At 54.7% G+C, this 24144-nt stretch carries 22 protein-coding genes; 5 read left to right on the top strand and 17 right to left on the bottom strand.

Features of this window, described 5'->3' with window-relative positions:
* Positions 1–900 carry a (2E,6E)-farnesyl diphosphate synthase gene (gene ispA / locus HWQ15_RS13370; RefSeq protein ID WP_038415485.1) on the bottom strand — a complete coding sequence of 300 codons (900 nt, stop codon included), beginning with the start codon at positions 898–900 and terminating at the stop codon, positions 1–3.
* Positions 901–1143: an exodeoxyribonuclease VII small subunit gene (gene xseB, locus HWQ15_RS13375; protein WP_003859094.1), complete on the bottom strand. Its 243-nt coding sequence runs from the start codon at positions 1141–1143 to the stop codon at positions 901–903. It abuts the gene before it with no gap.
* Between the two features lie 178 nt (positions 1144–1321).
* On the opposite strand from xseB, the gene thiI reads away from it, so the two are divergent.
* Positions 1322–2770, top strand: coding sequence for a tRNA uracil 4-sulfurtransferase ThiI (gene thiI, locus HWQ15_RS13380; protein ID WP_022647230.1), 1449 nt, complete (start codon positions 1322–1324; stop codon positions 2768–2770).
* Between the two features lie 87 nt (positions 2771–2857).
* On the opposite strand, the gene yajL is transcribed toward thiI, so the two are convergent.
* Both yajL and panE read right to left on the bottom strand, forming a co-directional pair.
* Entirely contained in the window at positions 2858–3448 is a 591-nt protein-coding gene (gene yajL, locus HWQ15_RS13385; protein ID WP_022647231.1) for a protein deglycase YajL, read from the bottom strand.
* Positions 3411–4322 carry a 2-dehydropantoate 2-reductase gene (gene panE / locus HWQ15_RS13390; protein ID WP_063149154.1) on the bottom strand — a complete coding sequence of 304 codons (912 nt, stop codon included), beginning with the start codon at positions 4320–4322 and terminating at the stop codon, positions 3411–3413. The genes yajL and panE overlap by 38 nt, the downstream gene beginning before the upstream one ends.
* A 125-nt stretch (positions 4323–4447) precedes the next feature.
* Between panE and HWQ15_RS13395 the strand changes: the two genes are divergently transcribed.
* Positions 4448–4939: a YajQ family cyclic di-GMP-binding protein gene (locus HWQ15_RS13395; protein ID WP_022647233.1), complete on the top strand. Its 492-nt coding sequence runs from the start codon at positions 4448–4450 to the stop codon at positions 4937–4939.
* Positions 4940–4971: 32 nt separating this feature from the next.
* Here HWQ15_RS13395 and HWQ15_RS13400 read toward each other — a convergent pair whose 3' ends face one another.
* The 7 genes from HWQ15_RS13400 to HWQ15_RS13430 form a co-directional block, all read right to left on the bottom strand.
* Positions 4972–6333 (bottom strand): MFS transporter, encoded by a 1362-nt coding sequence (locus HWQ15_RS13400; RefSeq protein ID WP_063149156.1) that lies wholly within the window; start codon positions 6331–6333, stop codon positions 4972–4974.
* Between the two features lie 114 nt (positions 6334–6447).
* Positions 6448–7095 (bottom strand): L-fuculose-phosphate aldolase, encoded by a 648-nt coding sequence (gene fucA, locus HWQ15_RS13405; RefSeq protein WP_017383181.1) that lies wholly within the window; start codon positions 7093–7095, stop codon positions 6448–6450.
* Between the two features lie 28 nt (positions 7096–7123).
* Positions 7124–8119, bottom strand: a complete 996-nt coding sequence (locus HWQ15_RS13410; RefSeq protein ID WP_023299444.1) for a LacI family DNA-binding transcriptional regulator — start codon at positions 8117–8119, stop codon at positions 7124–7126.
* A gap of 60 nt (positions 8120–8179) precedes the next feature.
* Positions 8180–9769 (bottom strand): FGGY-family carbohydrate kinase, encoded by a 1590-nt coding sequence (locus tag HWQ15_RS13415; RefSeq protein ID WP_032621616.1) that lies wholly within the window; start codon positions 9767–9769, stop codon positions 8180–8182.
* An 11-nt stretch (positions 9770–9780) separates the two neighbouring features.
* Positions 9781–10731, bottom strand: a complete 951-nt coding sequence (locus HWQ15_RS13420) for an ABC transporter substrate-binding protein (RefSeq protein ID WP_000858088.1) — start codon at positions 10729–10731, stop codon at positions 9781–9783.
* A gap of 46 nt (positions 10732–10777) precedes the next feature.
* Positions 10778–11761, bottom strand: a complete 984-nt coding sequence (locus HWQ15_RS13425) for an ABC transporter permease (RefSeq protein ID WP_022647237.1) — start codon at positions 11759–11761, stop codon at positions 10778–10780.
* 2 nt (positions 11762–11763) lie between these two features.
* Positions 11764–13263 (bottom strand): sugar ABC transporter ATP-binding protein, encoded by a 1500-nt coding sequence (locus HWQ15_RS13430; RefSeq protein WP_063149157.1) that lies wholly within the window; start codon positions 13261–13263, stop codon positions 11764–11766.
* A 407-nt stretch (positions 13264–13670) separates the two neighbouring features.
* Between HWQ15_RS13430 and fucI the strand changes: the two genes are divergently transcribed.
* Genes fucI through fucU form a run of 3 tightly spaced genes read left to right on the top strand, consistent with a single transcriptional unit; the run spans position 13671 to position 17323 of the window.
* Positions 13671–15449, top strand: coding sequence for an L-fucose isomerase (gene fucI, locus HWQ15_RS13435; RefSeq protein ID WP_063216056.1), 1779 nt, complete (start codon positions 13671–13673; stop codon positions 15447–15449).
* Positions 15450–15498: 49 nt separating this feature from the next.
* Complete coding sequence (gene fucK / locus HWQ15_RS13440; protein ID WP_023305580.1) at positions 15499–16902, top strand: L-fuculokinase; 1404 nt, start codon at positions 15499–15501, stop codon at positions 16900–16902.
* On the top strand, positions 16895–17323 hold the full coding sequence (fucU, locus tag HWQ15_RS13445; protein WP_063149159.1) for an L-fucose mutarotase: 429 nt from the start codon (positions 16895–16897) through the stop codon (positions 17321–17323). The genes fucK and fucU overlap by 8 nt, the downstream gene beginning before the upstream one ends.
* A gap of 40 nt (positions 17324–17363) precedes the next feature.
* Here fucU and cyoE read toward each other — a convergent pair whose 3' ends face one another.
* The 6 genes from cyoE to ampG form a co-directional block, all read right to left on the bottom strand.
* A complete protein-coding gene (gene cyoE, locus HWQ15_RS13450; protein ID WP_022647242.1) occupies positions 17364–18251 on the bottom strand; it encodes a heme o synthase in 888 nt (295 codons plus the stop codon).
* Positions 18252–18262: 11 nt separating this feature from the next.
* Complete coding sequence (locus HWQ15_RS13455; RefSeq protein WP_006809888.1) at positions 18263–18589, bottom strand: cytochrome o ubiquinol oxidase subunit IV; 327 nt, start codon at positions 18587–18589, stop codon at positions 18263–18265.
* Positions 18589–19203 carry a cytochrome o ubiquinol oxidase subunit III gene (locus HWQ15_RS13460; protein ID WP_022647243.1) on the bottom strand — a complete coding sequence of 205 codons (615 nt, stop codon included), beginning with the start codon at positions 19201–19203 and terminating at the stop codon, positions 18589–18591. Before HWQ15_RS13460 ends, HWQ15_RS13455 begins: the two co-directional genes overlap by 1 nt.
* Positions 19193–21184: a cytochrome o ubiquinol oxidase subunit I gene (gene cyoB, locus HWQ15_RS13465; RefSeq protein ID WP_006809887.1), complete on the bottom strand. Its 1992-nt coding sequence runs from the start codon at positions 21182–21184 to the stop codon at positions 19193–19195. The genes HWQ15_RS13460 and cyoB overlap by 11 nt, the downstream gene beginning before the upstream one ends.
* A 16-nt stretch (positions 21185–21200) precedes the next feature.
* Positions 21201–22148, bottom strand: coding sequence for a cytochrome o ubiquinol oxidase subunit II (gene cyoA / locus HWQ15_RS13470; RefSeq protein WP_006809886.1), 948 nt, complete (start codon positions 22146–22148; stop codon positions 21201–21203).
* Positions 22149–22625: 477 nt separating this feature from the next.
* Positions 22626–24101 (bottom strand): muropeptide MFS transporter AmpG, encoded by a 1476-nt coding sequence (ampG, locus tag HWQ15_RS13475; RefSeq protein ID WP_022647245.1) that lies wholly within the window; start codon positions 24099–24101, stop codon positions 22626–22628.
* Between the last annotated feature and the right edge of the window lie 43 nt (positions 24102–24144).

Consider the following 24144-nt stretch of genomic DNA (forward strand, 5'->3'; position numbering starts at 1 on the left):
TTATTTATTACGCTGGATTATGTAGTCCGCTAGCGCTTCCAGTGCCGAGGTATCCAGCGATTGCGCGGCCAGCTCATTCAGTGACCGGCGGGCATCGTCTATCAGATCCCGGGCTTTACGTTGGGCATGCTCAAGGCCCAACAGGGCGGGGTAGGTACTTTTGCCAAGCTGCTGATCCGCACCCTGACGTTTTCCCAATGTTGCAGTATCGCCCACCACATCCAGAATGTCATCCTGAACCTGGAATGCCAGACCGATACTTTCTGCGTATCTGTCCAGAACCGGCAGGGCTTTACGCCCGCGTTCACCCGCGCTCAGCGCGCCCAGACGAACGGCTGCCCGAATCAGGGCGCCCGTTTTGTGACGGTGGATGCGCTCCAGCTGTTCCAGAGTTACCTGACGACCTTCAGCCTCTAAATCCAGCGCCTGGCCGCCGCACATCCCGGCGACGCCGCTGGCCATTGCCAGTTCGGACACCATTGCCAGACGATCGCGATCGCTCACTTCAACCATCGGCGCATCGCTCAGAATAGAGAACGCCAGGGTTTGCAGCGCATCACCTGCCAGAATAGCATTCGCTTCGCCGAACTTAATGTGGCAGGTCGGCTGACCGCGACGCAGATCGTCATCGTCCATGGCCGGCAAATCATCGTGGATCAGCGAATAGGCGTGGATACACTCCACGGCGGCTGCCGGGGCGTCCAGCGTGTTATCGCTGATACCGAACATGTTGCCCGTGGCATACACCAGGAACGGACGCAGGCGTTTACCCCCCAAGAGTGCGCCATAGTGCATGGCTTCAACCAGAGGAGTGTTCTGAAAAGGCTGCGGCTCAATGAAACGGCGCAGCGCGTCGTTGGCGCGGATGACGCGCGCCTGAAGCGCGTTGGAAAAATCCATTTACTCGGCGTCCGGTGTGAATGGCGTGGTTTTAGCGTCTTCGCTGTCGGAAAGCAGGATCTGCACACGCTGCTCGGCCTGCTGGAGTTTTACCTGCCCCTGGCGCGCGAGCTGCACGCCGCGTTCAAATTCGTTGAGCGCGTCTTCCAGCGGGAGATCGCCGCTCTCAAGACGGGTAACGATCTGCTCCAGTTCACTCAGCGCAGTTTCGAAACTGGCCGGTGCGTCGTTTTTCTTCGGCATAGTGAATTGACTCTTAAATTTTTCGCCCTGACATGGTAACGGACTCAGGGCAATTATCAAATAACGCGAGTGGCGCGATGGTGGTATACTTGCGCGCCTGGATGCAGCCACGGGTGTGGGCTGCTGTATCATTTTCCACTACAAGCCTTTATAAGCTTGCCTAAGAAACATTGCCGCCATGAAGTTTATCATTAAATTGTTCCCTGAAATCACCATCAAAAGCCAATCCGTGCGTTTGCGCTTTATTAAAATTCTCACCGGGAACATTCGTAACGTATTAAAACACTACGACGAAACGCTCGCCGTGGTGCGTCACTGGGACCACGTTGAAGTCCGCGCGAAAGACGAAAACAAACGTCTTGATATTCGCGACGCGCTGACCCGTATCCCGGGTATTCACCATATTCTGGAAGTGGAAGACGTTCCCTTCACCGATATGCACGATATCTTCGAAAAGGCGCTGGTACAGTACCGCGATCAGATCGAAGGGAAAACGTTCTGCGTACGCGTGAAGCGCCGTGGTAAGCATGAGTTTAGCTCCATTGACGTTGAGCGCTATGTCGGCGGCGGTCTGAACCAGCACGTTGAGACGGCGCGCGTGCGCCTGACTAATCCGGACGTTACCGTTAATCTTGAGATCGAAAACGATCGCCTGCTGCTGGTTAAGGGCCGTTATGAAGGTATTGGCGGCTTCCCGATCGGCACGCAAGAAGATGTGCTGTCGCTGATCTCCGGCGGGTTCGACTCCGGCGTTTCCAGCTATATGCTGATGCGTCGCGGCTGCCGCGTGCACTACTGCTTCTTTAATCTGGGCGGCGCGGCGCACGAAATCGGCGTACGTCAGGTGGCGCATTACCTGTGGAACCGCTTCGGCAGCTCTCACCGCGTGCGTTTCGTGGCGATCAACTTTGAGCCGGTGGTCGGCGAAATTCTTGAGAAAGTGGATGACGGCCAGATGGGCGTGGTCCTGAAACGTATGATGGTGCGTGCGGCGTCCAAAGTGGCTGAGCGCTACGGCGTGCAGGCGCTGGTCACCGGTGAAGCACTGGGGCAGGTCTCCAGCCAGACGCTGACCAACCTGCGCCTTATCGACAACGTGTCTGATACGCTGATCCTGCGTCCGCTGATCTCTCACGATAAAGAGCACATCATCGATCTGGCGCGTAAAATCGGTACTGAAGATTTTGCCCGCACCATGCCGGAATATTGCGGCGTGATCTCAAAAAGTCCAACCATTAAAGCGGTGAAGGCGAAGATCGAAGCGGAAGAAGAGAACTTCGATTTCAGCATCCTGGAAAAAGTGGTGGCGGAAGCGTCCAACATCGATATCCGTGAGATCGCCCAGCAGACCGAGCAGGACGTGGTTGAGGTGGAGACGGTCAGCGGCTTCGGTGCTAACGATACGATTCTGGATATTCGTTCTGTTGATGAGCAGGATGACAAGCCGTTGCAGGTGGAAGGCGTGGAGGTGGTTTCGCTGCCGTTCTACAAACTGAGCACCCAGTTTGGCGATCTCGACCAGAGCAAAACGTATCTGCTGTGGTGCGAACGTGGGGTCATGAGCCGTTTACAGGCGCTGTACCTGCGCGAGCAGGGCTTCGCGAACGTGAAGGTGTATCGCCCGTAGCCTATTGCCCGGCGGCGCTTCGCTTACCGGGCCTACGGTACCGTACACTTGTAGGCCGGGTAAGGCGTAGCCGCCACCCGGCTTTTTTTACTCGTAGTAGTTATAAATCCCTGCCGCCATCACCAGCGATGACGCCACTTCGTACGCTTTTTCGCGCCCGACCAGCAGGTCAATAATCTTCAGGCCAAAATCAATGGCGGTACCCGGCCCCTGGCTGGTGAGCAGGTTAACGCGCGGATCCCAGACCACGCGTTTATCCACCCACTGGTCTTCCGGAATCGTATCCTTCAGGCCTGGGAAGCCGGTCATATTGCCGATGGGGAAAATGTCGTGCGGAACCAGTACCGTACCTGCGGCCGCACAGATTGCCGCGACGATACGCCCGGAAAGATGAAACTGACGAACGGTTTCAACCAGCAGCGGGCTGTCGCGGAAACACTCCGCGCCTTTCAGACCGCCCGGCAGCACGATAATGTCGTAATCACCGTCCGCCACCTGTACAAGCGGTGCATCTGCCAGGATCTTGACTCCACGCGAGCAGGTAATCGCCAGACTTCCGTCGCTGGCGACGCTGGCGGTGGTAACCTTAATACCACCACGTACCATCAAATCAATGGTGGTGACCGCTTCTGTCTCTTCGCTACCAGGGGCGAGGCATACCAGTGCCGATGCGCTCATACTCACTCTCCTTTCGTTTTACTAACTCAAACAGACGGCTGTTTTCCGCAACGGTAATGCCGTGTGCCCGGGCGCGTTTTAACAGATAACCGGTAATGTAATCAATTTCGGTATGCCGCATAGCCCGGATATCCTGCAGCATTGAGGAGATATTTTCTGCCGTACTCTCAATGACCTGGTCGACATAATAACGTAAATCAGACTCTGAGGTGTGGTAGCCTTCGCGTTCAATGACGGCGGCAACTTCCCGGCAAATCAGCGCTAACCGATCGGGATGCTGGCGCAGATCACCGTTAGGGCAATCCAGCAGGGCAGTCAGCGGATTGATCGCGCAGTTGACCGCCAGCTTGCGCCACAGTTCCGCACGAATGTTATTGTGCCAGGCGACGTCAGGCAGCGTGCATTGCAGGGTATCCGCAAGATAGCTGTAATCGCCGGGCTGCTCACGCGCAGGACCGATATGGGTGATGCCACTGGCAACATGAATAATGACGTTACCGTCGCGGCGTGCCGCGTGGGTGGTTGTTCCCATCAGCAGCGGTTGCCGGACAGACTTTAGCTCTTCAATGGTACCCATACCGTTGTGAATCAGCAGGACTGGCGTGCTTTCAGGTAATTGGGCGGCCAGGCTTTTCACCGCATCGGAGACCTGCCAGGCCTTCAGCGTGACCAGCAGCAGATCGCTGCTCGCGAGAAATTCCGGATCGTTTGCCGTCAAAGACTCGTTAAAAATTGAACCGTCTGTACCTATCACATTCACACTGCAATAGGGTTGGGGAATTCGCAGCCAGCCCTGAACGTCGTGTCCCTGTTTGCATAGCGCGCTAAGCCAGAGTTGACCAAGGGCGCCGCATCCAAGCACTGTTACTTTCATTGTTCCTCCTCACCTGCAACTGCGCCAGGTGCTAAGACGCTAAGTATAGCGCCATCAGCTAAGCTTCTCGTTATGCCTCGTTGCAGGTATTATGCAACGCAACAAAAATGAAGGGAGAAGAAAAGATGCCATCTTTCGATATTGTTTCTGAAGTTGATCTGCAGGAAGCGCGTAACGGCGTAGATAATGCTATTCGTGAAGTGGAGTCACGTTTCGATTTTCGTGGCGTTGAGGCGACCATTGAACTGAACGACGCGAACAAGACAATCAAAGTCCTGAGTGAGTCTGATTTCCAGGTCAACCAACTGCTGGATATCCTGCGCGCCAAGCTGCTCAAGCGCGGCATTGAAGGGACCTCACTTGATGTACCGGAAGATTTTGTTCACAGCGGCAAAACCTGGTTTGTGGAAGCGAAGCTGAAGCAGGGGATTGAAAGCGCGGTACAGAAAAAAATCGTTAAGCTTATCAAAGACAGCAAGCTGAAAGTGCAGGCGCAGATCCAGGGGGAAGAGATCCGCGTGACCGGAAAATCCCGTGATGACCTGCAATCCGTGATGGCGCTGGTGCGTGGCGGCGATCTCGGTCAGCCATTCCAGTTTAAAAACTTCCGCGATTAAGACAATTATGCCCGGCTAAACCGGGCATTTTTTCAGGCCTTCAGCGCCTGCTCTACCTCAAAGCGGTTAGTCACTTTGCTGTCAATTTTGACATACGCACTGCGCTCTTCCGGGACAATCAGCACTTCGCTCACGCCCTCTGTCGCTTCCAGACGCTTTTGTAACGCGTCACCGATTGCCACGTCATCGGGAATTTCTACCCGCAGGCTACTCACATAGCGCGGCTCTTTCATGGTGCTGGCAACAAACAGCCAGAGCATCGCCAGTAGCGCACCGGCGAGGAACACGGTCTGAGAATCAAAAAGGCCGTCCACCCAGCCGCCGAGGGACCCGCCGATCGCCACGCCGAGAAACTGGCTGGTGGAGTAAATGCCCATCGCGGTGCCTTTGTATCCTGCCGGAGACTCTTTGCTGATAAGCGACGGCAGCAGGGCTTCCATCAGATTAAACGCCAGGAAGAACAGCTGTACGCCTGCGATCAGCTCCCAGAAATGTGGGCCGGCGCCCCACAGCACAATCTCGGCAATCAACAGTAACGCCACGCAGCCCACGAAGACGCGTTTCATTTTGCGCTTCACTTCGGCGTAAATAATGAAGGGCACAACGGAGACAAACGAGATCAGCATTGTGACCAGATAAATTTTCCAGTGCTCTGCCGCCGGGAAACCTGCTGCGGCAAGTTGACCGGGCAGGGCGACAAAGGTGGACATCAGCAGAATGTGCAGGCACATAATGCCGAAGTTCAGCTTAAGCAGGCGCGGCTCGGCGATGACTTTGCTGAAGCAGCCTTTGACCATCCCGGATTCACGGTTCAGGACATGGTTTTTACTGTCCGGCACAACCCACAGCGTGAGTGCGATCCCGATGGTTGCCAGCACGGCTATCATCCAGAACAGGGCGTGCAGGCCGAGTGAATGGGTAATAATCGGCCCCAGCACCATGGCAATGGCAAACGTAACGCCGAAGCTGACGCCAATAAACGCCATGGCTTTGGTGCGGTTTTGCTCGCGGGTTAAATCTGACAGCAGCGCCATCACGGCGGCGGCAATCGCCCCGGAACCTTGCAGGGCGCGGCCAAGAATAATTCCCCAGATGGAGTGGGAGAGGGCGGCGATGATGCTGCCAAGTACAAACACCAGCAGCCCGCCGACAATCAGCGGTTTGCGACCCACGCGGTCGGAGAGCAGGCCAAAGGGGATCTGGAATATCGCCTGCGCCAGGCCGTAGATACCGATCGCCAGACCAATCAGCGCTTCGCTGGCACCCTGTAACGCCATGCCATATGTGGTCAGAACGGGCAGGACCATAAACATGCCAAGCATCCGCAGCGAGAAAACAGTCCCTAAACCCCAGGTCGCACGCAGTTCACCTGGCGTCATTTTATAATCGTTCATTACCACCTCTACCAAAAAGCAGGCCATAGTTTAGGCGGGGTGATAAGTGCGGTAAATAGGTGTTTGTTTAAGAGATATTACGAGGGTGTGATAAAAGCACCCCCGGATAAAAAATTACGCCTCGACGCGCAACCCGTAGCTTTTAAATTTCTCAAGAACAATGGCAATTTCATCGTCACTGAGTACCGGAACGGGATCCACGATCGCCAGCGTGGCCAGGTAGAGTTTTGCCAGCACCTCTACCTCCTGCGCCAGCCACAGTGCCTTCTCAAGATTTTCTTCGCAGGTGATCAGGCCGTGGTGCTGTAATAGCGTCGCTTTGCGATCGCGTAACGCGACCGCGACATGCTCTGACAGCGCGCGCGTCCCGAAGGTCGCGTAAGGCGCGCAGGGAATGGAGTTTCCCCCGGCGGCGGCAATCATATAGTGAATAGCAGGAATGGGGCGGTTGAGTATCGAGACGGCGGTACAGTTAACCGCATGGTTATGGACGACGGCGTTAGCATCCGGGCGGGTCTGATACACAACCTGATGAAAACGCCATTCGCTGGAGGGTAGTTTATCCTCTTCGTGTCGCCCCTGTGCATCGACATAGACGATACTCTCTTCGGTCAGATGCTCGTAGGGAATTCCGGTCGGCGTAATCAGCATACCGTCGCGATAGCGAACGCTGATATTCCCGGCGGTGCCCTGATTTAATCCCATGCGGGTCATCTCAAGGCAGGTGTCGATAATGTCTCTGGCTAATCGGGCTCGTTCCATTTTTTATTCTCCGGGTACAGTTTTATTTTTACTGGCGGGAACGTTTGACCAGCTTCATATCGACTTTCGCCGTCTCGTTGACCGCTTCGCCGTCGATGGCTCGCTGCATCAGTTCAAACGCTTTTTCCGCCCAGGTATCTTCATCCTGCTGCATGGACCAGACGCTGTTAGGCAGGAACCCCAGCATGGGGTGCTCATCGAAGGTACCAATATTGATGTGTTGAGGCACGGTACCGGTACGCGTCCGCAGGGCTTCGATTGCCCCTTCCAGGACGGGTAACGATGAGGCGATAAACGCCTGCGGAACACCCTGGCTGTCGATAAGCGAATCCATCAGGGCATATCCCCCCTCCGGCGTATTGTCCGGCCCTTCGATGACCCACTCGCGATGGTGAATACCGGCTGTTTTCAGGGCCTGCAAATAGCCGTTCAGACGGTCCGTAATGCTGGGCAGTGCGGTATCGCCCACAAGGAACCAGAGCGGCGTTTTGCACTCTTCCAACATATTGCGGGCCAGTTCATCCCCCCCAGCCTCGTTATGACTCTCTACCAGCGCGTTGTCAGTAAAGCCAAAATCCCGGTCAAGGAGCACCAGTGGCTTTTGGATCTGCCGCAAATGATGCTGCTGATTTTCCAGCGTCGAGGGAACGATAAATAAGCCGTCCACGTTGCGCGCCATCAGAGCTTTTACCAGCTTGTTTTCGTAATCCACATCGTTGTAAGTACAGCTGATCATCAGCTGGTAGCCCGAACGGCGGCAGCGCAGTTCGAGTTTCTCGGCGAGCGTTGCAAAGAACACGTTTGAGATGTTGGGCACGATGAGCCCCAGCGTCTCGGTTTTGTTTAACTTCAGACTGCGCGCCGAATGGTTGAGGGTATAGCCGAAGCGCTCGACGTGTTCATTAATTCGGGACTGTGTTTTCACACTGATCCGATACTGTTCGGCTTTCCCGCTCAGTACCAGCCGCACGGTGGTGACGGATAAATTCAGATCCTTCGCTATCTGTTCAACTGTTTTGGCCATCGCTACGCCTCAATCCTTAACGTACGTAAAAACTGCTGATAAAGCATACGCATCCTGCCATTACATTTCCTGCTGCATCAGGAGATTAAGCGCCTGTTGCTGGGTCCACAGCATCAGGTACGCCTCATATTTTTGCCGGTGGAAGGCCGCGGTTTCCGGCCGACGGGTGATGATAGCGCCGGCTTTGACCATTTCCCGGGTGGCGTCGGTAAGCGTTGCCCATGCACCGCTCGCCACAGCGCCGCAAATGGCCGCGCCGAGAGTGACCGCATCTTCTTCGGCTAAAAGGTGAATATCGCAGCCTGTGGCATCGGCATACTCCCGCAGCCAGAGCCGGTTATGAGTAGCTCCACCACAAATGACAATGCGCGACAAGGTGTGCCCATGATGTTTCAGAGTATCCATAATGTGTCGTGTGCCGTAGGCAATGGCCTGTAGCGTAGCCAGATAGAGCCTCGCCAGCGCGCGCTCACCGGTCTCTAATGTCAGACCGACAACGCTGCCCCGGGCATCAGGACGCGAACGCGGCGAGCGGTTGCCGTGGTGATCGGCCAGAATGTGCAGGTTGCGGGTGGGATATTTTTCTTCCTGTTCAAGCGCGGCTACCCAGTCGTTGAGTAATGCCACTGGATGGCATTGCGCCGCTTCTGCTTTTGCAAACAGCTCTGCGCTGACTCCGTGCTCGCGCAACGTCCAGTCGACCAGCGCCCCGGCAGCACTTTGCCCGCCTTCCGTCAGCCAGTAGCCCGGCAGCATGGCGCTCCAGTAAGGTCCCCAGACGCCGGGCGTATGGATCTCCGTCTGACTGGCAAGCATATGGCAGTTCGAGGTTCCGCTGATGAGCGCCAGCGTGCCTTCCGGGTGTGAGCCCGTCAGCGCCACGCCACCCGCGTGGGCATCGATCATGCCGCTTGCCACAACCACTTCTTCGGACAAACCCAGAGCTTGCGCTGCCTGCGGGCTAAGTTTTCCGACGCATTCAGCGACGTCCAGAATAGTGCCGGGAATTTTTGTCAGTAAGTTTTCCAGCCCCACCGCCCTGAGCAGCGATTCGCTGAACTGCGCCTCATGCGCAAGGTAGTTCCATTTGCAGGTGAGGGTGCACAGGCTGGCGACGTCCTGGCCCGTCGCTTTCCAGACCAGAAAATCGGCTAGGTCGTAAAAGCGCCAGGCCTGATTCCAGGTTTCAGGATGATGCCGCTGCAACCACAGCAGTTTTGGCAACTCCATCTCGATGCTGACCTCGCCGCCCACGTAGCACAGGGCCGGATCGCGTGTGGCATTGATGTGAACGGTTTCTTCGTGAGCACGATGATCCATCCACATAATGATGTCCTGCGATGCCGGACTGTCCGGGGAGACGCTCAGGCCGTTACCGTCAGCATCCAGCGCGACCAGCGAGCACGTGGCGTCGAAGCCAATCGAACGAATGGCGTCAGGTGAAATCCCAGAGGAGTCGACGGCTTCCCGCACCACCGCACAAACCTGCTGCCAGATTTCCACAGAGGATTGTTCCACGCGCGCGTTGCTGGCGTGAAACTGCGAAATCGGACGGGTCGCGAAGCTCAAACGCTCGCCTTGCGCAGAGTAAAGCCCTGCACGAACGCTGGCTGAACCTACATCTACCCCGAGGAAATAGCCGTCACTCATCATGAACTTCCTTATTTTTTACCAAACGGATGCAGCAGTTTATCAATTTCAGGCGTGTTGATATTCTGCGCATTGACATATTTCACTGGAATATCAATTTCTTTGGCCACCGTCTGTCCGGAAATCACCGCGTTCAGCGCTTTTATGCCCTGATAACCAATCTGATAGGCGTCCTGCACCACGAAGCCCTGAATCACACCGTTTTTAAGGAAGTTAATGATGGCTTCGGTGCTGTCAAAACCGATGACTTTTACTTTGCCCTTCAGATTCTGGCTGTCGATAGCGTTCGCAACGCCCAGGGTTGAGCCTTCGTTGGTGGCATAAATACCGGCGATATCCGGGTTGGCCTGAACCATATCAATGGTTTTATCCATCGCTTTTTGCGGGTCGCCATCGCTGTATTGCACCGGCAGTACCTGAATATTCGGGTACTTCTCTTTCATCCGCTCGCTGAACCCTTCAGAGCGCTCAATGGCGGACGTCGTCCCGGCTACGTGAGCGATAATACCCACTTTCCCCTTCTGGCCAACCTGCTCCGCCAGCGCATCCGCAGCCTGTGCGCCCGCCTTACGGTTATTGGTGGCGACAAAGCTGGCCGGGATATCCGAGTTCACGCCCGAGTCGAAGGTCACCACTTTGATCCCCCGGCTGTTGGCGGTTTCGACCAGCGGGGCAAGGGCGTTTGCATCAAGTGCGGCCAGCAACAGGCCGTTTGGCTTTTGTGCCATGGTGTTTTCGACTAACTGGATCTGTTCGGCGATTTGCGTTTCATCGGCAGGGCCAACGTAGCTGGTTTTGTCACCCAACTCTTTTGCGGCAGCTTCCGTTCCCATTTTGACCGTCTGCCAGAATTCGTGCTGGTAACCTTTACTGACCACCGGCAGGTTTAAATCTTTTGCCAGCGCGCTGCTGGACAGGATGGCAACGAGCGACAGGGCGCTCAGGATATGGCTGGTTTTCATTATTTTGCTCCGTTGTAGGGTTGGCAGGGCTTGTTGTATCGAGAACCTAACGCATTCTTTTACGTAACGTGTCCAGGTAGACGGCGGCAACGACGACCACGCCCATCGCCACCATCTGCCAGAACTGGGACACGCCCATGAGATTGAGGCCGTTTTTCAGCACGCTCATAATGAACGCGCCTATGATGGTGCCGCCAATCGTGCCCACGCCGCCCATCAGACTGGTACCGCCGATCACTACCGCCGCAATGGCTTCCAGCTCATAACCCACGCCCACGGTTGGCTGGCCTGAGTTGAGACGAGAGGCGAGGATCACCCCGGCCACGCCGGTTAACAGGCCGCAGAAGGCGTAAACGAAAATTTTCACTCGCTGGACTTTGATCCCGGAAAGGTGTGCCGCCGTTTCATTGCTGCCGACAGCGTAGATATAGCGGCCCATCACCGTTTTCTTCAGGATCCACATGGCGATCAGTGCCACGATGACAAGGTAGAACACCGGATAAGGCAGAACGTCGAACAGGCGACCCTGTGCTAGCAGCTTGAACTGCGGGTAGTCAGAAAAATAAATCGCGCGGCCATCGGTCATCACCATATTGATGCCGCGTACCGACATCATTAAGCCGAGGGTGGCAATAAACGGTGGTATGGTCATTTTGGTGACCAGAAACGCGTTCACATAGCCGCAAAGTCCGCCTGCGAGCACGCCTGCCAGAATACAGACCGGCAACGGCATACCAAACCCGGCGGCGATGCCCACCGCAACCCCTGAGAACGCCACCACCGATCCGAGTGACAGGTCGATCCCGGCGGTAATAATCACAAAGGTCACGCCAATGGCCATGATGCCAATCACCGCCGTTTGCAGGGCGATAGTCATGATATTTTCAGTATTAAAGAAGAACGGTGAGCTGAAGCTGAAAAACAGAACCAGCAATACCAGGCTAAAAAGAGGCGCCAGACGCATCAGGAGCGCTTTATTTATTTTCATCGTATGACTTCCGCTTTGCGGCGATGGAACGGTAACGGACATGATTAATCCTCCAGCGTGGCGTATTGCATGATTTTTTCCTGGGTGGCGTGCTCAGCCGCTATTTCGCCGGCAATGCGGCCGCTGCGCATCACGAGTATGCGGTCGCACATTCCTAATACTTCCGGCAGTTCGGATGAAATCATGATGATCGATTTACCTTTAGCGACAAGGCGATTCATTAATTCGTAGATTTCCAGCTTGGCGCCAACGTCAATTCCCCGGGTTGGCTCATCAAAAATTAAAATATCGGTGTCTTTGCAGACCCAGCGGGCAATAATAATCTTCTGTTGATTACCGCCGCTTAAATTCAGTGCCGCCTGTTCCAGATGTGGCGTTTTTATTCGCAGCGTATCCACCAGTTTCTGGCTGGACTCCCGGCAGCGTTTTTCATCAACATTACCCGCGGCGCCAGCGTAGTCCGGGTAATTGCCGAGCATAATGTTCATCTCAACAGAAAGGCCGAGGGCGAGTCCCTCTTTTTTGCGGTCTTCTGTTAAATAGCTGATGCCTTTCTCAATGGCGTCAGCCACGTCTTTAATACGTGTGGGGGTGCCGTTCAGCGTCAGGGTGCCAGCGTCGATCGCATCGGCGCCAAACAGGGCCCGGCCCAGTTCAGTTCGGCCTGCGCCCATTAAGCCAGCGAGACCGAGGATCTCACCGCGCCAGAGGGTAAAGTTGATGTCATGCAGTACACCATTACGCGTCAGGCCGTTCACCTCCAGCACTTTTTCTCTGCGCTGATGCGGCGGGCGTTTTGGGTAGATGTTATCGAGATTGCGGCCAACCATCATGGCGATAAGCTCGCCGATCTGAACCGTTTCATAATCTACGGTGGCGATGTATTGTCCGTCGCGCATGACGGTCGCGCGATCGGCGATCAGCGCCAGCTCTTCCAGACGGTGCGAGATGTAGACAATCCCCGTGCCCTGAGCCTTGAGCATCCGCGTGACGTCAAACAAACTCTCGATTTCACTTTCGGTCAGCGCGGCGGTGGGTTCATCCATGATTAGCACTTTGGCATTGACCGAAATCGCTTTGGCAATTTCCACCATCTGCTGCTGGGCTACGGTTAATTCACTGACGCGGGCGTCCGGGGCGATTTTTAAATTCAGCGTGTGCAGTATTTTCTCAACCGCCTGTCGCTGGGCGCGTTTATCTAACTGCCAGCGACTATTTTTGCAGAATTCACGGCCAATAAAGATATTCTCTTCCACGGTTAAATCGGGGAAGAGATTAAATTCCTGATGGATAATCGTAATACCTGCATGCTGAGCACTTAGCGGATCGCTGAATGATACGGATTGCCCTTCATAGCGAATTTCACCGGCATCAGGTTGGTAAACACCGGATAATATTTTCATCAGCGTCGATTTGCCGGCACCGTTTTCACCTAAGAGGGCATGAACTTCGCCGCAGCGTAAATCGAAATCAACCTGATTCAGCGCCAGCACGCCGGGAAAGCGTTTGGTAATGCACGTCATCTGAATAAGAGTCTCTGACATTGCAAAATTCCTGTGTTGGAAAGGCAATGAATCACAAGCCACAGTGATTTAGTTAATAAGCTAACTCGACTTAGCTTTCGTCCTTAAAAGCTATTTTAGGGTTATAATTTAGCCAAATCATTTGTATTCAAATTGTGACGTCGTGCAAAGGTATTTTGTTATTTGATTGAATTTAAACGATATGTTTAGTTTTTGCTGAATCGTAATACCTGACGTTGATCGAATTTTGACCTCTCATCGTGAAACTGCTCACAGATCCTGCACATTTATCTTGTCTCATTTTTAGTGTGAACCCTAAGCTAATTCGAGTTAGCAAATTTCACCACTTTCCGTTCACGGCGCTGCCTGGGCGCTTTTTCACGGCTATGCCCCTGAGACGGATAGGTTAACCAACGTGAGGAAGGGCTATGAAAACGATAAAAGCGTTACCCCGTATTGGCATTCGACCTGTTATTGATGGCCGCCGAATGGGCGTACGCGAGTCTCTGGAAGAGCAGACCATGAACATGGCGAAAGCCACGGCGGCGCTACTCAGTGAAAAATTACGCCACCCCTGCGGTACGCCCGTTGAGTGCGTGATTGCCGATAGCTGCATTGCCGGAATGGCGGAGGCCGCTGCTTGCGAAGAGAAGTTCAGCACGTGCCACGTTGGTCTGACGATCACCGTCACCCCCTGCTGGTGTTACGGGAGTGAAACCATTGATATGGATCCGCTGCGTCCGAAAGCGATCTGGGGCTTTAACGGCACCGAGCGTCCGGGGGCAGTATATCTCGCGGCGGCACTGGCGGCGCATAACCAGAAAGGGATCCCGGCGTTTTCCATATATGGCCACGATGTACAGGATGCGGGCGACGAGACCATCCCGGCAGACGTTGAGGAAAAATTGTTGCGCTTCGCCCGCGCGGGCCTGGCGGTCGCCAGCATGAAGGGGAAAAGTTATCTGTCGGTGGGCGGCGTCTCGATGGGGATTGCGGGCTCGATTGTCGATCACAACTTCTTTGAATCCTGGCTGGGGATGAAGGTGCAGGCGGTGGATATGACCGAACTGCGTCGCCGCATCGATCATAAGATTTACGACGAGCAAGAACTTGAGCTGGCCCTGGACTGGGCGCAAGCACATTTCCATTTCGGCGAGGATAAAAACGCGGATCAGTATCGTCGCAATGAACAGGAGAATGCCGCGATCCTCCGGGAGAGTCTGCTGATGGCGATGTGCATCCGCGACATGATGCAGGGTAACCCAAAACTCGCTGCGATGGGCCGCGTGGAGGAATCTCTGGGCTATAACGCCATCGCGTCCGGGTTCCAGGGACAGCGCCACTGGACGGATCAGTATCCAAATGGCGATACCGCAGAGGCGCTGCTGAACAGCTCCTTTGACTGGAACGGTATTCGCCAGCCGTTGGTGGTGGCGACGGAAAATGACAGCCTGAACGGGGTAGCAATGCTGTTTGGACATCTGATGACCGGTACAGCGCAAATCTTTGCCGACGTGCGCACCTACTGGTCGCCAGAGTCGGTTGAGCGTGTTACCGGCCAGAAACTCACTGGACGGGCTGAGCAGGGCATTATTCATCTGATCAACTCCGGCTCGGCGGCACTGGACGGTACAGCGGAGCAGAAAGATGCCGAGGGGAAACCGACCCTGAAACCACACTGGGACATTACTGAGCAGGAAGCCAACGCGTGCCTGGCCGCAACCCACTGGTGTCCGGCGGTGCATGAATACTTTCGCGGGGGCGGTTTCTCATCAAACTTCCTCACCCGAGGTGGCGTGCCATTTACCATGACCCGCGTAAACCTCATCAAGGGGGTGGGCCCGGTATTACAGATAGCGGAAGGCTGGAGTGTTGAGCTGCCGGAACAAGTACATGACATTCTGAATAAGCGCACCGATTCAACCTGGCCCACCACCTGGTTTGCCCCACGTCTGACCGGTAAAGGCCCGTTCAGCGACGTCTATTCAGTGATGGCGAACTGGGGGGCTAACCACGGGGTGCTAACCGTCGGGCACGTCGGTGCTGATTTCATCACCATGGCGTCCATGCTGCGCATTCCCGTGTGCATGCATAACGTACCGGAGGCGCTTATTTATCGGCCGACGGCCTGGGGCGCTCACGGTATGGATCCGGAAGGGCAGGATTACCGCGCCTGTGAAAATTACGGACCGTTATACAAACAATAAGCCGGTTTGCCAGCCTGCTCCGGCGGACTGGCAGCCTGTGGGGACCGCAATGAAAAAATGTTTTCTGGTTCTCGATTGTGGCGCGACGAACGTGCGCGCCATTGCGCTGGATCCTGAAGGGAATATTGTGGCGCGAGCCTCGGTGGCGAACGAAAGCGAAAGTGCCGCTGAAAATCCGGCCTGGCACCAGTGGTCGCTCGACGCCATCATGCAACGTTTTGCCGTCTGTTGTCAGAAAATCAGCGCAGTGCTGAGCAAGCATCAACTGTGCGGAATGAGTGTGACGACCTTTGGCGTGGATGGCGCGCTGGTAGATGAGCGGGGAGAACTGCTTTACCCGATCATCAGCTGGAAATGTCCACGGACCGTGCCAGTGATGGAAGCGGTTGCCCGTTTGTGCTCCCCGGCTGAACTACAGCAGATCACCGGCGTTGGGCAGTTTAGTTTCAACACGTTGTATAAGCTAGGCTGGCTTCAGGACAACCATCCCGATCTGTTACAGCGTGCTCACGCCTGGCTTTTTATCTCCTCGCTAATCAACCATCGCCTGACCGGAAAAATGACGACCGATCTCACGATGGCCGGTACCAGTCAGATGTTCGATCTGCATCAGCGGTGCTTCAGCGAAACGATCTTAAGCAAGATCGGCGTGCCTCATTCCCTTTTCCCGCCGCTGGTTTCCCCCGGAGAGATGATGGGTGAACTGCAGCCCGACGCTGCATCCAGACTCGGATTGCCTTGCGGTGTGCCGGTGATCTCCGCCGGGCACGATACGCAGTTTGCCCTTTTTGGCGCCGGTGCGGGAATTAATGAGCCGGTTCTCTCTTCGGGAACCTGGGAGATTTTAATGGCGCGCACCTCGCAGGTTGATACCGCTTTACTGGGGCAATACCCGGGCGCGACCTGCGAACTGGATAGCCGGACGGGGCTCTATAATCCGGGAATGCAATATCTGGCGTCTGGCGTACTGGAGTGGATCCGCGCGCTGTTCTGGTCGCCTGATGTCAACTGGGACACTATTCTGGCTCAGGCGGCGGCAATTCCGTACGGGGCGGATGGCGTCACGATGAATACCCAGTTGCTCGATTCTCCGCTCGCCGGCTGGCAGGGCGTTACGCTCACCACCACGCCAGCCCATTTTTACCGCGCAGCCCTGGAAGGACTCACGGTGCATCTGCAAGAAAAACTCCAGGCGCTGGAGGCGATCGCGCAATTTAAGGCGCGTGAACTCCTGCTGGTGGGGGGAGGTAGCCGCAATATGCTGTGGAATCAGCTCAAGTCCAATGCGCTTGGGATCCCGGTGAAGGTTCTTGAAGATGCAGATACGACCGTGCTGGGGGCGTCTTTGTACGGATGGTGGGGCGTCGGTGAAACGGCCAGCGCTGAGGCTGCTCGCGATCGGGTCCACTATCGTTACCGTTATTTCTATCCTGAGGAGCAAAGCCGTGCTTAAAACGATATCCCCACTGATTTCACCCGAGCTGCTGAAAACGCTGGCAGAGATGGGCCATGGTGACGAGATTATTTTTGCAGACGCTCACTTTCCCGCGCACAGCCTGGGGCCAAAGACGATCCGCGCAGATGGCCTGCTCATCAGCGATTTGCTGGCCGCGGTGATACCGCTGTTTGAACTCGACAGCTATGCGCCACCGCTGGTGATGATGGCCCCTGTCGACGGGGATACGCTCGATATACAGGTAGAAGCACGCTATCGCAACGCACTCTTTGGTGAGGCGGGAGGGGAGGGGATTATGCGTATTGACCGTTATGCGTTTTATGCGCGGGCACAGAAAGCGTACGCCATTGTGGTGACAGGCGAGACAGCGAAATACGGCAATATACTGTTAAAGAAAGGGGTTACGCCGTACCAATAAAAAACGCCGGGTTAAACCCGGCGTTTTCACTTCAGTCTTCTTACCAGACGTACGTCAGCAGGCTTTGTGAATCTGGCACCATGAAGTCTACGGACATCATCACGGACAGGGAGGTGATGGCGACAATCGAGAACACAAACAGCTTGCGTGCCCAGACCTTGTCATCTTCCACTTTGTAACCGCGCAGAGCCATGCCGAGCCACCAGACGCTCACCGCAGCGGCCACCACCAGATATTTATATCCGGCGTAACCGCCCAGAGAGAGCATCAGCGTTGCCACGGCAAAAGCGATGATGTACAGCGTGATGTGGTTTTTGGCAACTGAGATGCCTTTCACGACCGGCAGAACCGGAATGTTCGCTGCCTGATAATCCTTAAAGCGGAAAATCGCGATGGCGTAGGAGTGCGGCATCTGCCACAGGCTAAAGATAGCCAGCAGGATCAGCGCACCGCTGTCGAACTCGTTCGTGACGGCGCAGTAGCCAATCACCGGCGGCGCAGCGCCGGAGAGAGAACCAATCAGCGTGCCGTAGACGGAGTGGCGTTTCATATACAGGCTGTAGACGCCTACATACACCACGAACCCCATCACCCCCAGCCAGCAGGCCAGCGGGTTAGCACCAAACCACAGCAGCATAAAGCCAGCAATACCCAGCAAGGTGGCGTACACCAGCGAGACGGAAGGAGCAATCAGGCCTTTAACCAGCACCCGATTTTTGGTCCTTTCCATCTTCTTGTCGATATCCATGTCGATGTAGTTGTTAAATACACAACCGGACGCAACCACCAGTGACACACCGACCAGCGTGTAAATAAAGAGGGTGTAATCAATGCTGCCTTTAGAGGCCAGCAGGAACCCTCCGATTACGGAGATCAGGTTGCCAAAGATGATGCCTGGTTTCGTGACTTGCAGGTATTGCTTAAACATACTCGCCGCTCTTAGTGAACCATCATGTTGTAGTTAAGGTTCCACATAATCCAGATGGAACCGACTACCAGGATAGCGATGATAATCACGGTAAAGATAAAGGCCGTCATGTTCCAGCCTTCATCGGACTTGGTATTCATGTGCAGGAAGCAAACCAGATGCACCAGAATCTGAATCACCGCGGTCACCAGGATTGCGCCTAGGATAACCGGCTTAGATGCAGAACCGTTCATCACCATCCAGAACGGGATCACCGTCAGGATGATCGACAGGATGAAACCTGTCATGTAGGTTTTTACGCTGCCGTGGGAAGCGCCATGATCGTTAGAATGACTCATTACATCGCCCCCATCAGATAGACAACAGAGAACACACAGATCCATACCACGTCCAGGAAGTGCCAGAACAGGCTCAGGCACATGATACGGGTACGGTTAGTACTGGTCAGGCCGCGACGGGAGATCTGGAACATCAGCACTGCCATCCAGATCAGACCCGAGGTCACGTGCAGACCGTGGGTGCCGACCAGCGCGAAGAACGCTGACAGGAAGCCACTGCGATCCGGACCAAAGCCTTCCGCAATCAGGTGATGGAATTCATAGATTTCCATCCCGATAAAGCCAGCACCAAATAACCAGGTCAACGCCAGCCAGGAAACAACCTGGCTTTTGTTGTTTTTGTACATGGCGATAGCCGCCATGCCGTAGGTGATGGAGCTGAATAACAGCAGTGCGGTTTCAACCAGAACGAACGGCAGCTCAAAGATGTCCTTACCGGTCGGGCCGCCCGCTGTGCCGTTCACCAGAACGGCATAGGTTGCGAACAGACAGCAGAACAGGATGCAGTCGCTCATCAGGTAGATCCAGAAACCGAAGACTTTCGTCGGTCCTGTATCATGGTGCGCATGTTCATGCGCGTGGGCAGTCGAGTGCGCCAGAGTATCAGTTGCCATTTTTCAGCCCCGCTTTAGAAATCTCGTCAAAATGCTGGTTTTCCAGCTTTTCAACTTCACGGACTGGTACGTAGTAGTCCACGTCCTCGTCAAAGCTCTTCACAATCCAGCTGATTACGATGCCAGCGAAGCCAACAATCGCCATCCACCAGATGTGCCAGATCATTGCGAAACCAAATACCGTTGCGAAGGCGGCAATCACGATGCCCGCACCGCTGTTTTTCGGCATATGGATCTCTTCGTAATGTTCAGGTTGCTTGTACGCTTCACCTTTTTCTTTCATTTCCCAGAATGCGTCACGCTCATGAATGTGCGGCACTACGGCAAAGTTATAGAACGGAGGTGGAGAAGAGGTAGACCACTCCAGCGTACGGCCACCCCACGGGTCACCGGTCAGGTCGCGGTTCAGGTTACGGTCACGGATAGACACGTAGTACTGAATCAGCTGGCACAGGATACCGCAGGCAATCAGCGCGGCGCCGCCCGCTGCAATCATTAGCATCGGATGGAACTGCGGATCGATCTGCTGGCTCAGACGACGGGTCATCCCCATGAAGCCCAGCACGTACAGCGGCATAAACGCCACGAAGAAGCCGATGATCCAGAACCAGAACGCGCGTTTGCCCCATTTTTCGTTCAGGGTGAAACCGAACGCTTTTGGCCACCAGTAGGTCACACCTGCGAAGCAGCCGAAGACGACGCCGCCGATGATAACGTTATGGAAGTGCGCAATCAGGAACAGACTGTTGTGCAGGACAAAGTCAGCGCCCGGAACCGCCAGCAGCACGCCGGTCATCCCACCTACGGAGAAGGTCACGATGAAGCCGATGGTCCACAGCATCGCTGAGTGGAACTGGATACGGCCCTGGTACATGGTGAACAGCCAGTTGAAGATCTTAACCCCGGTCGGGATCGCGATAATCATAGTGGTAATACCAAAGAAGGCGTTTACGTTGGCGCCCGCACCCATGGTGAAGAAGTGGTGCAGCCAGACGATGAACGACAGGACGGTAATACACACGGTTGCCCACACCAGAGAGGTGTAACCAAACAGACGTTTACGCGAGAAGGTTGCCGCGATTTCGGAGAACACACCGAACACCGGCAGAACCAGGATGTACACTTCCGGGTGACCCCAGGCCCAAATCAGGTTGATGTACATCATCATGTTGCCACCCATATCATTCGTGAAGAAATGGGTACCCAGATAGCGATCCAGGGTCAGCAGCGCGATGGTGACGGTCAGAATTGGGAACGACGCGATAATCAGGACGTTGGCGCACAGAGATGCCCAGGTAAATACTGGCATCTTGAACATCGTCATACCTGGTGCACGCATCTTCAGGATGGTCACGAAGAAGTTAATACCGGTCAGGGTGGTACCGACACCGGAGAGCTGAAGCGCCCAAATCCAGTAGTCAACGCCCACGCCCGGACTGTACTCAATTCCCGAAAGTGGCGGGTAGGCCAGCCAGCCGGTCTGAGCAAATTCGCCCACACCCAGTGACAGGTTAACCAGGATAACGCCGACAACGGTGAACCAGAAGCTCAGGTTGTTCAGGAACGGGAACGCAACGTCGCGCGCGCCGATTTGCAGCGGAACGACAACGTTCATCAGACCGATTACCAGCGGCATCGCCACGAAGAAGATCATGATAACGCCGTGAGCAGTAAAGATCTGATCGTAGTGGTGCGGTGGCAGGAATCCGGCTTCGCCCGCAGACGCAAGCGCCTGCTGGCTACGCATCATGATTGCATCCGCAAAGCCACGAATTAACATGACGATACCGACGATGCAGTACATGATGCCGAGTTTTTTGTGGTCAACCGAAGTCAGCCACTCGTTCCACAGGTAGCTCCACTTACCGAAGTAAGTGATCAGGCCAACTAAGGCCGCGCCACCAATGATAATTGCAGCAATCGTAACCATGATAATGGGTTCATGGTACGGCACCGCATCCAATGTCAATTTTCCGAACATTTTCTTCCTCGGCCCCTTAGTGAGCGGTTTCCGCGTGGCTCATGTCCATGCCTTCCATACCCTGGTGCGTGTTGTGCTCGCCTTCAGGCTGGGTCATGTCCATGCTCATGCCGTGATCCATAAATTTGCCAATAACATCTTTGAACAGATTCGGTTTCACGTTAGAGAAGTACTCCACCTTGTTGTATTCGCTAGGTGCAGCCACTTTTTCGAACGCCGCCATGTCAGACATGGTGTTAGGAGACTGCTTCGCTTTTGCAACCCACTGGTCGAAAGTCGCGCGGTCTGGCGTAGCGATAGCTTTGAACTTCATACCCGAGAAGCCCGGGCCACTATAGCTGGCGGAGATACCGTCGTAGGTGCCTGCTTCATTCGCAATCAGATGCAGGTTAGTCTGCATACCGGCCATCGCGTAAATCTGGCTGCCCAGACGTGGGATGAAGAAGGAGTTCATTACGGAGTTGGAGGTCACTTTGAACTGAACCGGAGTGTTCGCCGGGAAGGCGATTTCATTCACGGTAGCAATACCCTGTTCTGGATAGATGAAGAACCATTTCCAGTCCATGGAGACCACTTCAATGGTAATGGGTTTTTCATCGTGAACCAGCGGTTTGCTCGGCTCAAGTGCGTGAGTGGTTTTCCAGGTCAGTACAGCAAGGAACAGGATGATCAGAATAGGTACCGTCCAGACCACAGCTTCCACTTTATTGGAGTGTGACCAGTTAGGGCTATACTTCGCATCTTTATTGCTCGCACGATACTTCCAGGCGAAACCAACAGCCATCAAGATGGCAGGAATAACCACAATCAACATCAGGCCAAAAGCCGTCAGTATCAATGAACGTTGTTCCAGTCCAATCTGTCCTTTGGGGTCTAGTAGTGCAGAATCGCAGCCACTGAGTAATACAGTGCCTGCGAATAATGACAACCATCCCAAACTTTTATTGTATTTCCTGAGTCTCATTTAACGACCTCAATTCCACGGGAGTCTGGTGGCGTTTAAAGTGTGGGGGCATTTTACGGGAAGGTTACATTACTGTAAACATCATTAGCCCTGTGTCAGGAAGGTGTTACTGGGTTCTGCCGCACATGTCACAAGTGTTGCAAATTATGTCGCGTTTCCAGACGGAAGCCGCACGGAGTGGGCGTTATAACGAAAGGGTGCCCCAGCATACCGCAAAAGGGACAATTGGTATAACCATTGCGAAAAACACACAATTAGTTAACAATTAATTATCAATAAAAAGACAACTAAAAAACGAAAATTCAATGTTTCGAATGCTGAATCGTTTAATGAAAAATAGCGTAGCGAAATAAGCTCCAATAATTTCCGAATGCTATCCCGCACAAAACAACAAATATTTTTTTGTCGATGGCGGTTATTTCACCGTTATAATTTCGGGCTGTTATTACAACGGGAAATAACCTTTCGCTTTTTACTTCATGTCATCTGCGTCTTTCGTAATGACATGAAATCCAGCATCCCACCCGTCAGGATCCCCGCCAGGGCGAGAAACACACCTGCATCAAGCAGAAGGGTTTCAAAAGGAAGTGACAAGTCGGTAGTCGCATTCATGATGAGCACCGTGAGCCACCCTACCAGGGCAAGACAACCTGCCATTAGCAGACGCAGGGCAAACCGATAGGCAGCGTGATATTCCGTGCGCGGCATGAAGTGTTCCGTCCGCTGGGTATATTCCAGCGTCTGGCGACAGACCAGCAGCAATAAAATCCCCGGCACGGCCGCCACCACCGAGAAGAGATAAAAGGTCGGCCAACCGTAGGCTTCAACAAACCAGCCCGCGACGGGGCCAACGTATACGCGCCCGACGGCGGAAAGGGCAGAGAGCAGCGCAAACTGGGTAGCGGAAAATGACTTATTGCACAGCGTCATCAGCAGGGCGACAAATGCCGCAGTGCCCATACCGCCGCACAGGTTCTCAAAGAATACCGCCGTCCCCATACTGATCATATTCTTGTCGGTGATCGACAGCAGCCAGTAACCGGCATTCGATGCGCCCTGAAGGATGCCAAATATCAGCAGAGCGCGGAACAGCGTCAGGCGCTGCATCAATACGCCGCCGTACAGCGCGCCGACAATCGTGGCAAACAGCCCCAGGGTTTTGTTCACCACGCCGACCTCGCCCGCATCAAACCCGACGCCGCGGATCAGGAAGGTAGTGGTCAGACTCATGGCGAAAGCGTCGCCAAGCTTATAAAGGACAATAAGCAGCAGGATCAGCCAGGCATTATTGCGACCAAAGAAGTCGCGCAGCGGTGCGGCGACGGCCTGCTCCAGCGAGCGTGGAACCGGGATCACATCGCTCGGTTCAGGCGCGAATAGGGTGGCAATAATGCAGGGGATCAGCAGTGCGGCCATCAGCCAGTACATGCCCTGCCAGCCGAGATAGCGGTCAGCAAGCCACAGTGCGAGTCCGCCGGAAACCAGCATACCCAGGCGGTAGCCGAGCACGCTGATTGCCGCACCGGCGCCACGCTCTTCTGCTGGCAGGACGTCCGTTTTCCAGGCGTCAAAAACAATGTCCTGCGAGGCGGAGCAGAAGGCGATGACCACCGCAAGCGCGGCCATCCAGCGCAGCTGCGTTGACGGTTCAAGGAAACCCATTGCGGCAATGGCGAGCAACAGCAGCACCTGCGTCATCACTAACCAGCCGCGACGGCGCCCGAGGAACGGTGGGGTATAGCGATCCATCACTGGCGACCACAGGAACTTAAAGACGTAAGCCTGGCCGACGAGCGAGAAGAAACCAATGGTTTTAAGATCGATGTTCTCAACCGTCATCCACGCCTGTAACGTGCCGGAGGTGAGCGCAAGGGGTAAACCGGAGGCGAAACCCAGGATCAGCAGAATAGCTGATTTCGGTTGCTGGAAAATGCGTAAGTAGTGACTGGACATGTTCTTATGAACTGACCCGGTGAAGCACCGGGTCAGTCAGCAG

Source organism: Enterobacter sp. DSM 30060, from assembly GCF_013375955.1.
GTDB lineage: Bacteria > Pseudomonadota > Gammaproteobacteria > Enterobacterales > Enterobacteriaceae > Enterobacter > Enterobacter intestinihominis.

Coding starts and splice junctions, on each gene's coding strand:
- ispA (WP_038415485.1), bottom strand. CDS start 900: ATGGATTTTTCCAACGCGCTTCAGGCGCGCGTCATCCGCGCCAACGAC.
- xseB (WP_003859094.1), bottom strand. CDS start 1,143: ATGCCGAAGAAAAACGACGCACCGGCCAGTTTCGAAACTGCGCTGAGT.
- thiI (WP_022647230.1), top strand. CDS start 1,322: ATGAAGTTTATCATTAAATTGTTCCCTGAAATCACCATCAAAAGCCAA.
- yajL (WP_022647231.1), bottom strand. CDS start 3,448: ATGAGCGCATCGGCACTGGTATGCCTCGCCCCTGGTAGCGAAGAGACA.
- panE (WP_063149154.1), bottom strand. CDS start 4,322: ATGAAAGTAACAGTGCTTGGATGCGGCGCCCTTGGTCAACTCTGGCTT.
- HWQ15_RS13395 (WP_022647233.1), top strand. CDS start 4,448: ATGCCATCTTTCGATATTGTTTCTGAAGTTGATCTGCAGGAAGCGCGT.
- HWQ15_RS13400 (WP_063149156.1), bottom strand. CDS start 6,333: ATGAACGATTATAAAATGACGCCAGGTGAACTGCGTGCGACCTGGGGT.
- fucA (WP_017383181.1), bottom strand. CDS start 7,095: ATGGAACGAGCCCGATTAGCCAGAGACATTATCGACACCTGCCTTGAG.
- HWQ15_RS13410 (WP_023299444.1), bottom strand. CDS start 8,119: ATGGCCAAAACAGTTGAACAGATAGCGAAGGATCTGAATTTATCCGTC.
- HWQ15_RS13415 (WP_032621616.1), bottom strand. CDS start 9,769: ATGAGTGACGGCTATTTCCTCGGGGTAGATGTAGGTTCAGCCAGCGTT.
- HWQ15_RS13420 (WP_000858088.1), bottom strand. CDS start 10,731: ATGAAAACCAGCCATATCCTGAGCGCCCTGTCGCTCGTTGCCATCCTG.
- HWQ15_RS13425 (WP_022647237.1), bottom strand. CDS start 11,761: ATGTCCGTTACCGTTCCATCGCCGCAAAGCGGAAGTCATACGATGAAA.
- HWQ15_RS13430 (WP_063149157.1), bottom strand. CDS start 13,263: ATGTCAGAGACTCTTATTCAGATGACGTGCATTACCAAACGCTTTCCC.
- fucI (WP_063216056.1), top strand. CDS start 13,671: ATGAAAACGATAAAAGCGTTACCCCGTATTGGCATTCGACCTGTTATT.
- fucK (WP_023305580.1), top strand. CDS start 15,499: ATGAAAAAATGTTTTCTGGTTCTCGATTGTGGCGCGACGAACGTGCGC.
- cyoE (WP_022647242.1), bottom strand. CDS start 18,251: ATGTTTAAGCAATACCTGCAAGTCACGAAACCAGGCATCATCTTTGGC.
- HWQ15_RS13455 (WP_006809888.1), bottom strand. CDS start 18,589: ATGAGTCATTCTAACGATCATGGCGCTTCCCACGGCAGCGTAAAAACC.
- HWQ15_RS13460 (WP_022647243.1), bottom strand. CDS start 19,203: ATGGCAACTGATACTCTGGCGCACTCGACTGCCCACGCGCATGAACAT.
- cyoB (WP_006809887.1), bottom strand. CDS start 21,184: ATGTTCGGAAAATTGACATTGGATGCGGTGCCGTACCATGAACCCATT.
- cyoA (WP_006809886.1), bottom strand. CDS start 22,148: ATGAGACTCAGGAAATACAATAAAAGTTTGGGATGGTTGTCATTATTC.
- ampG (WP_022647245.1), bottom strand. CDS start 24,101: ATGTCCAGTCACTACTTACGCATTTTCCAGCAACCGAAATCAGCTATT.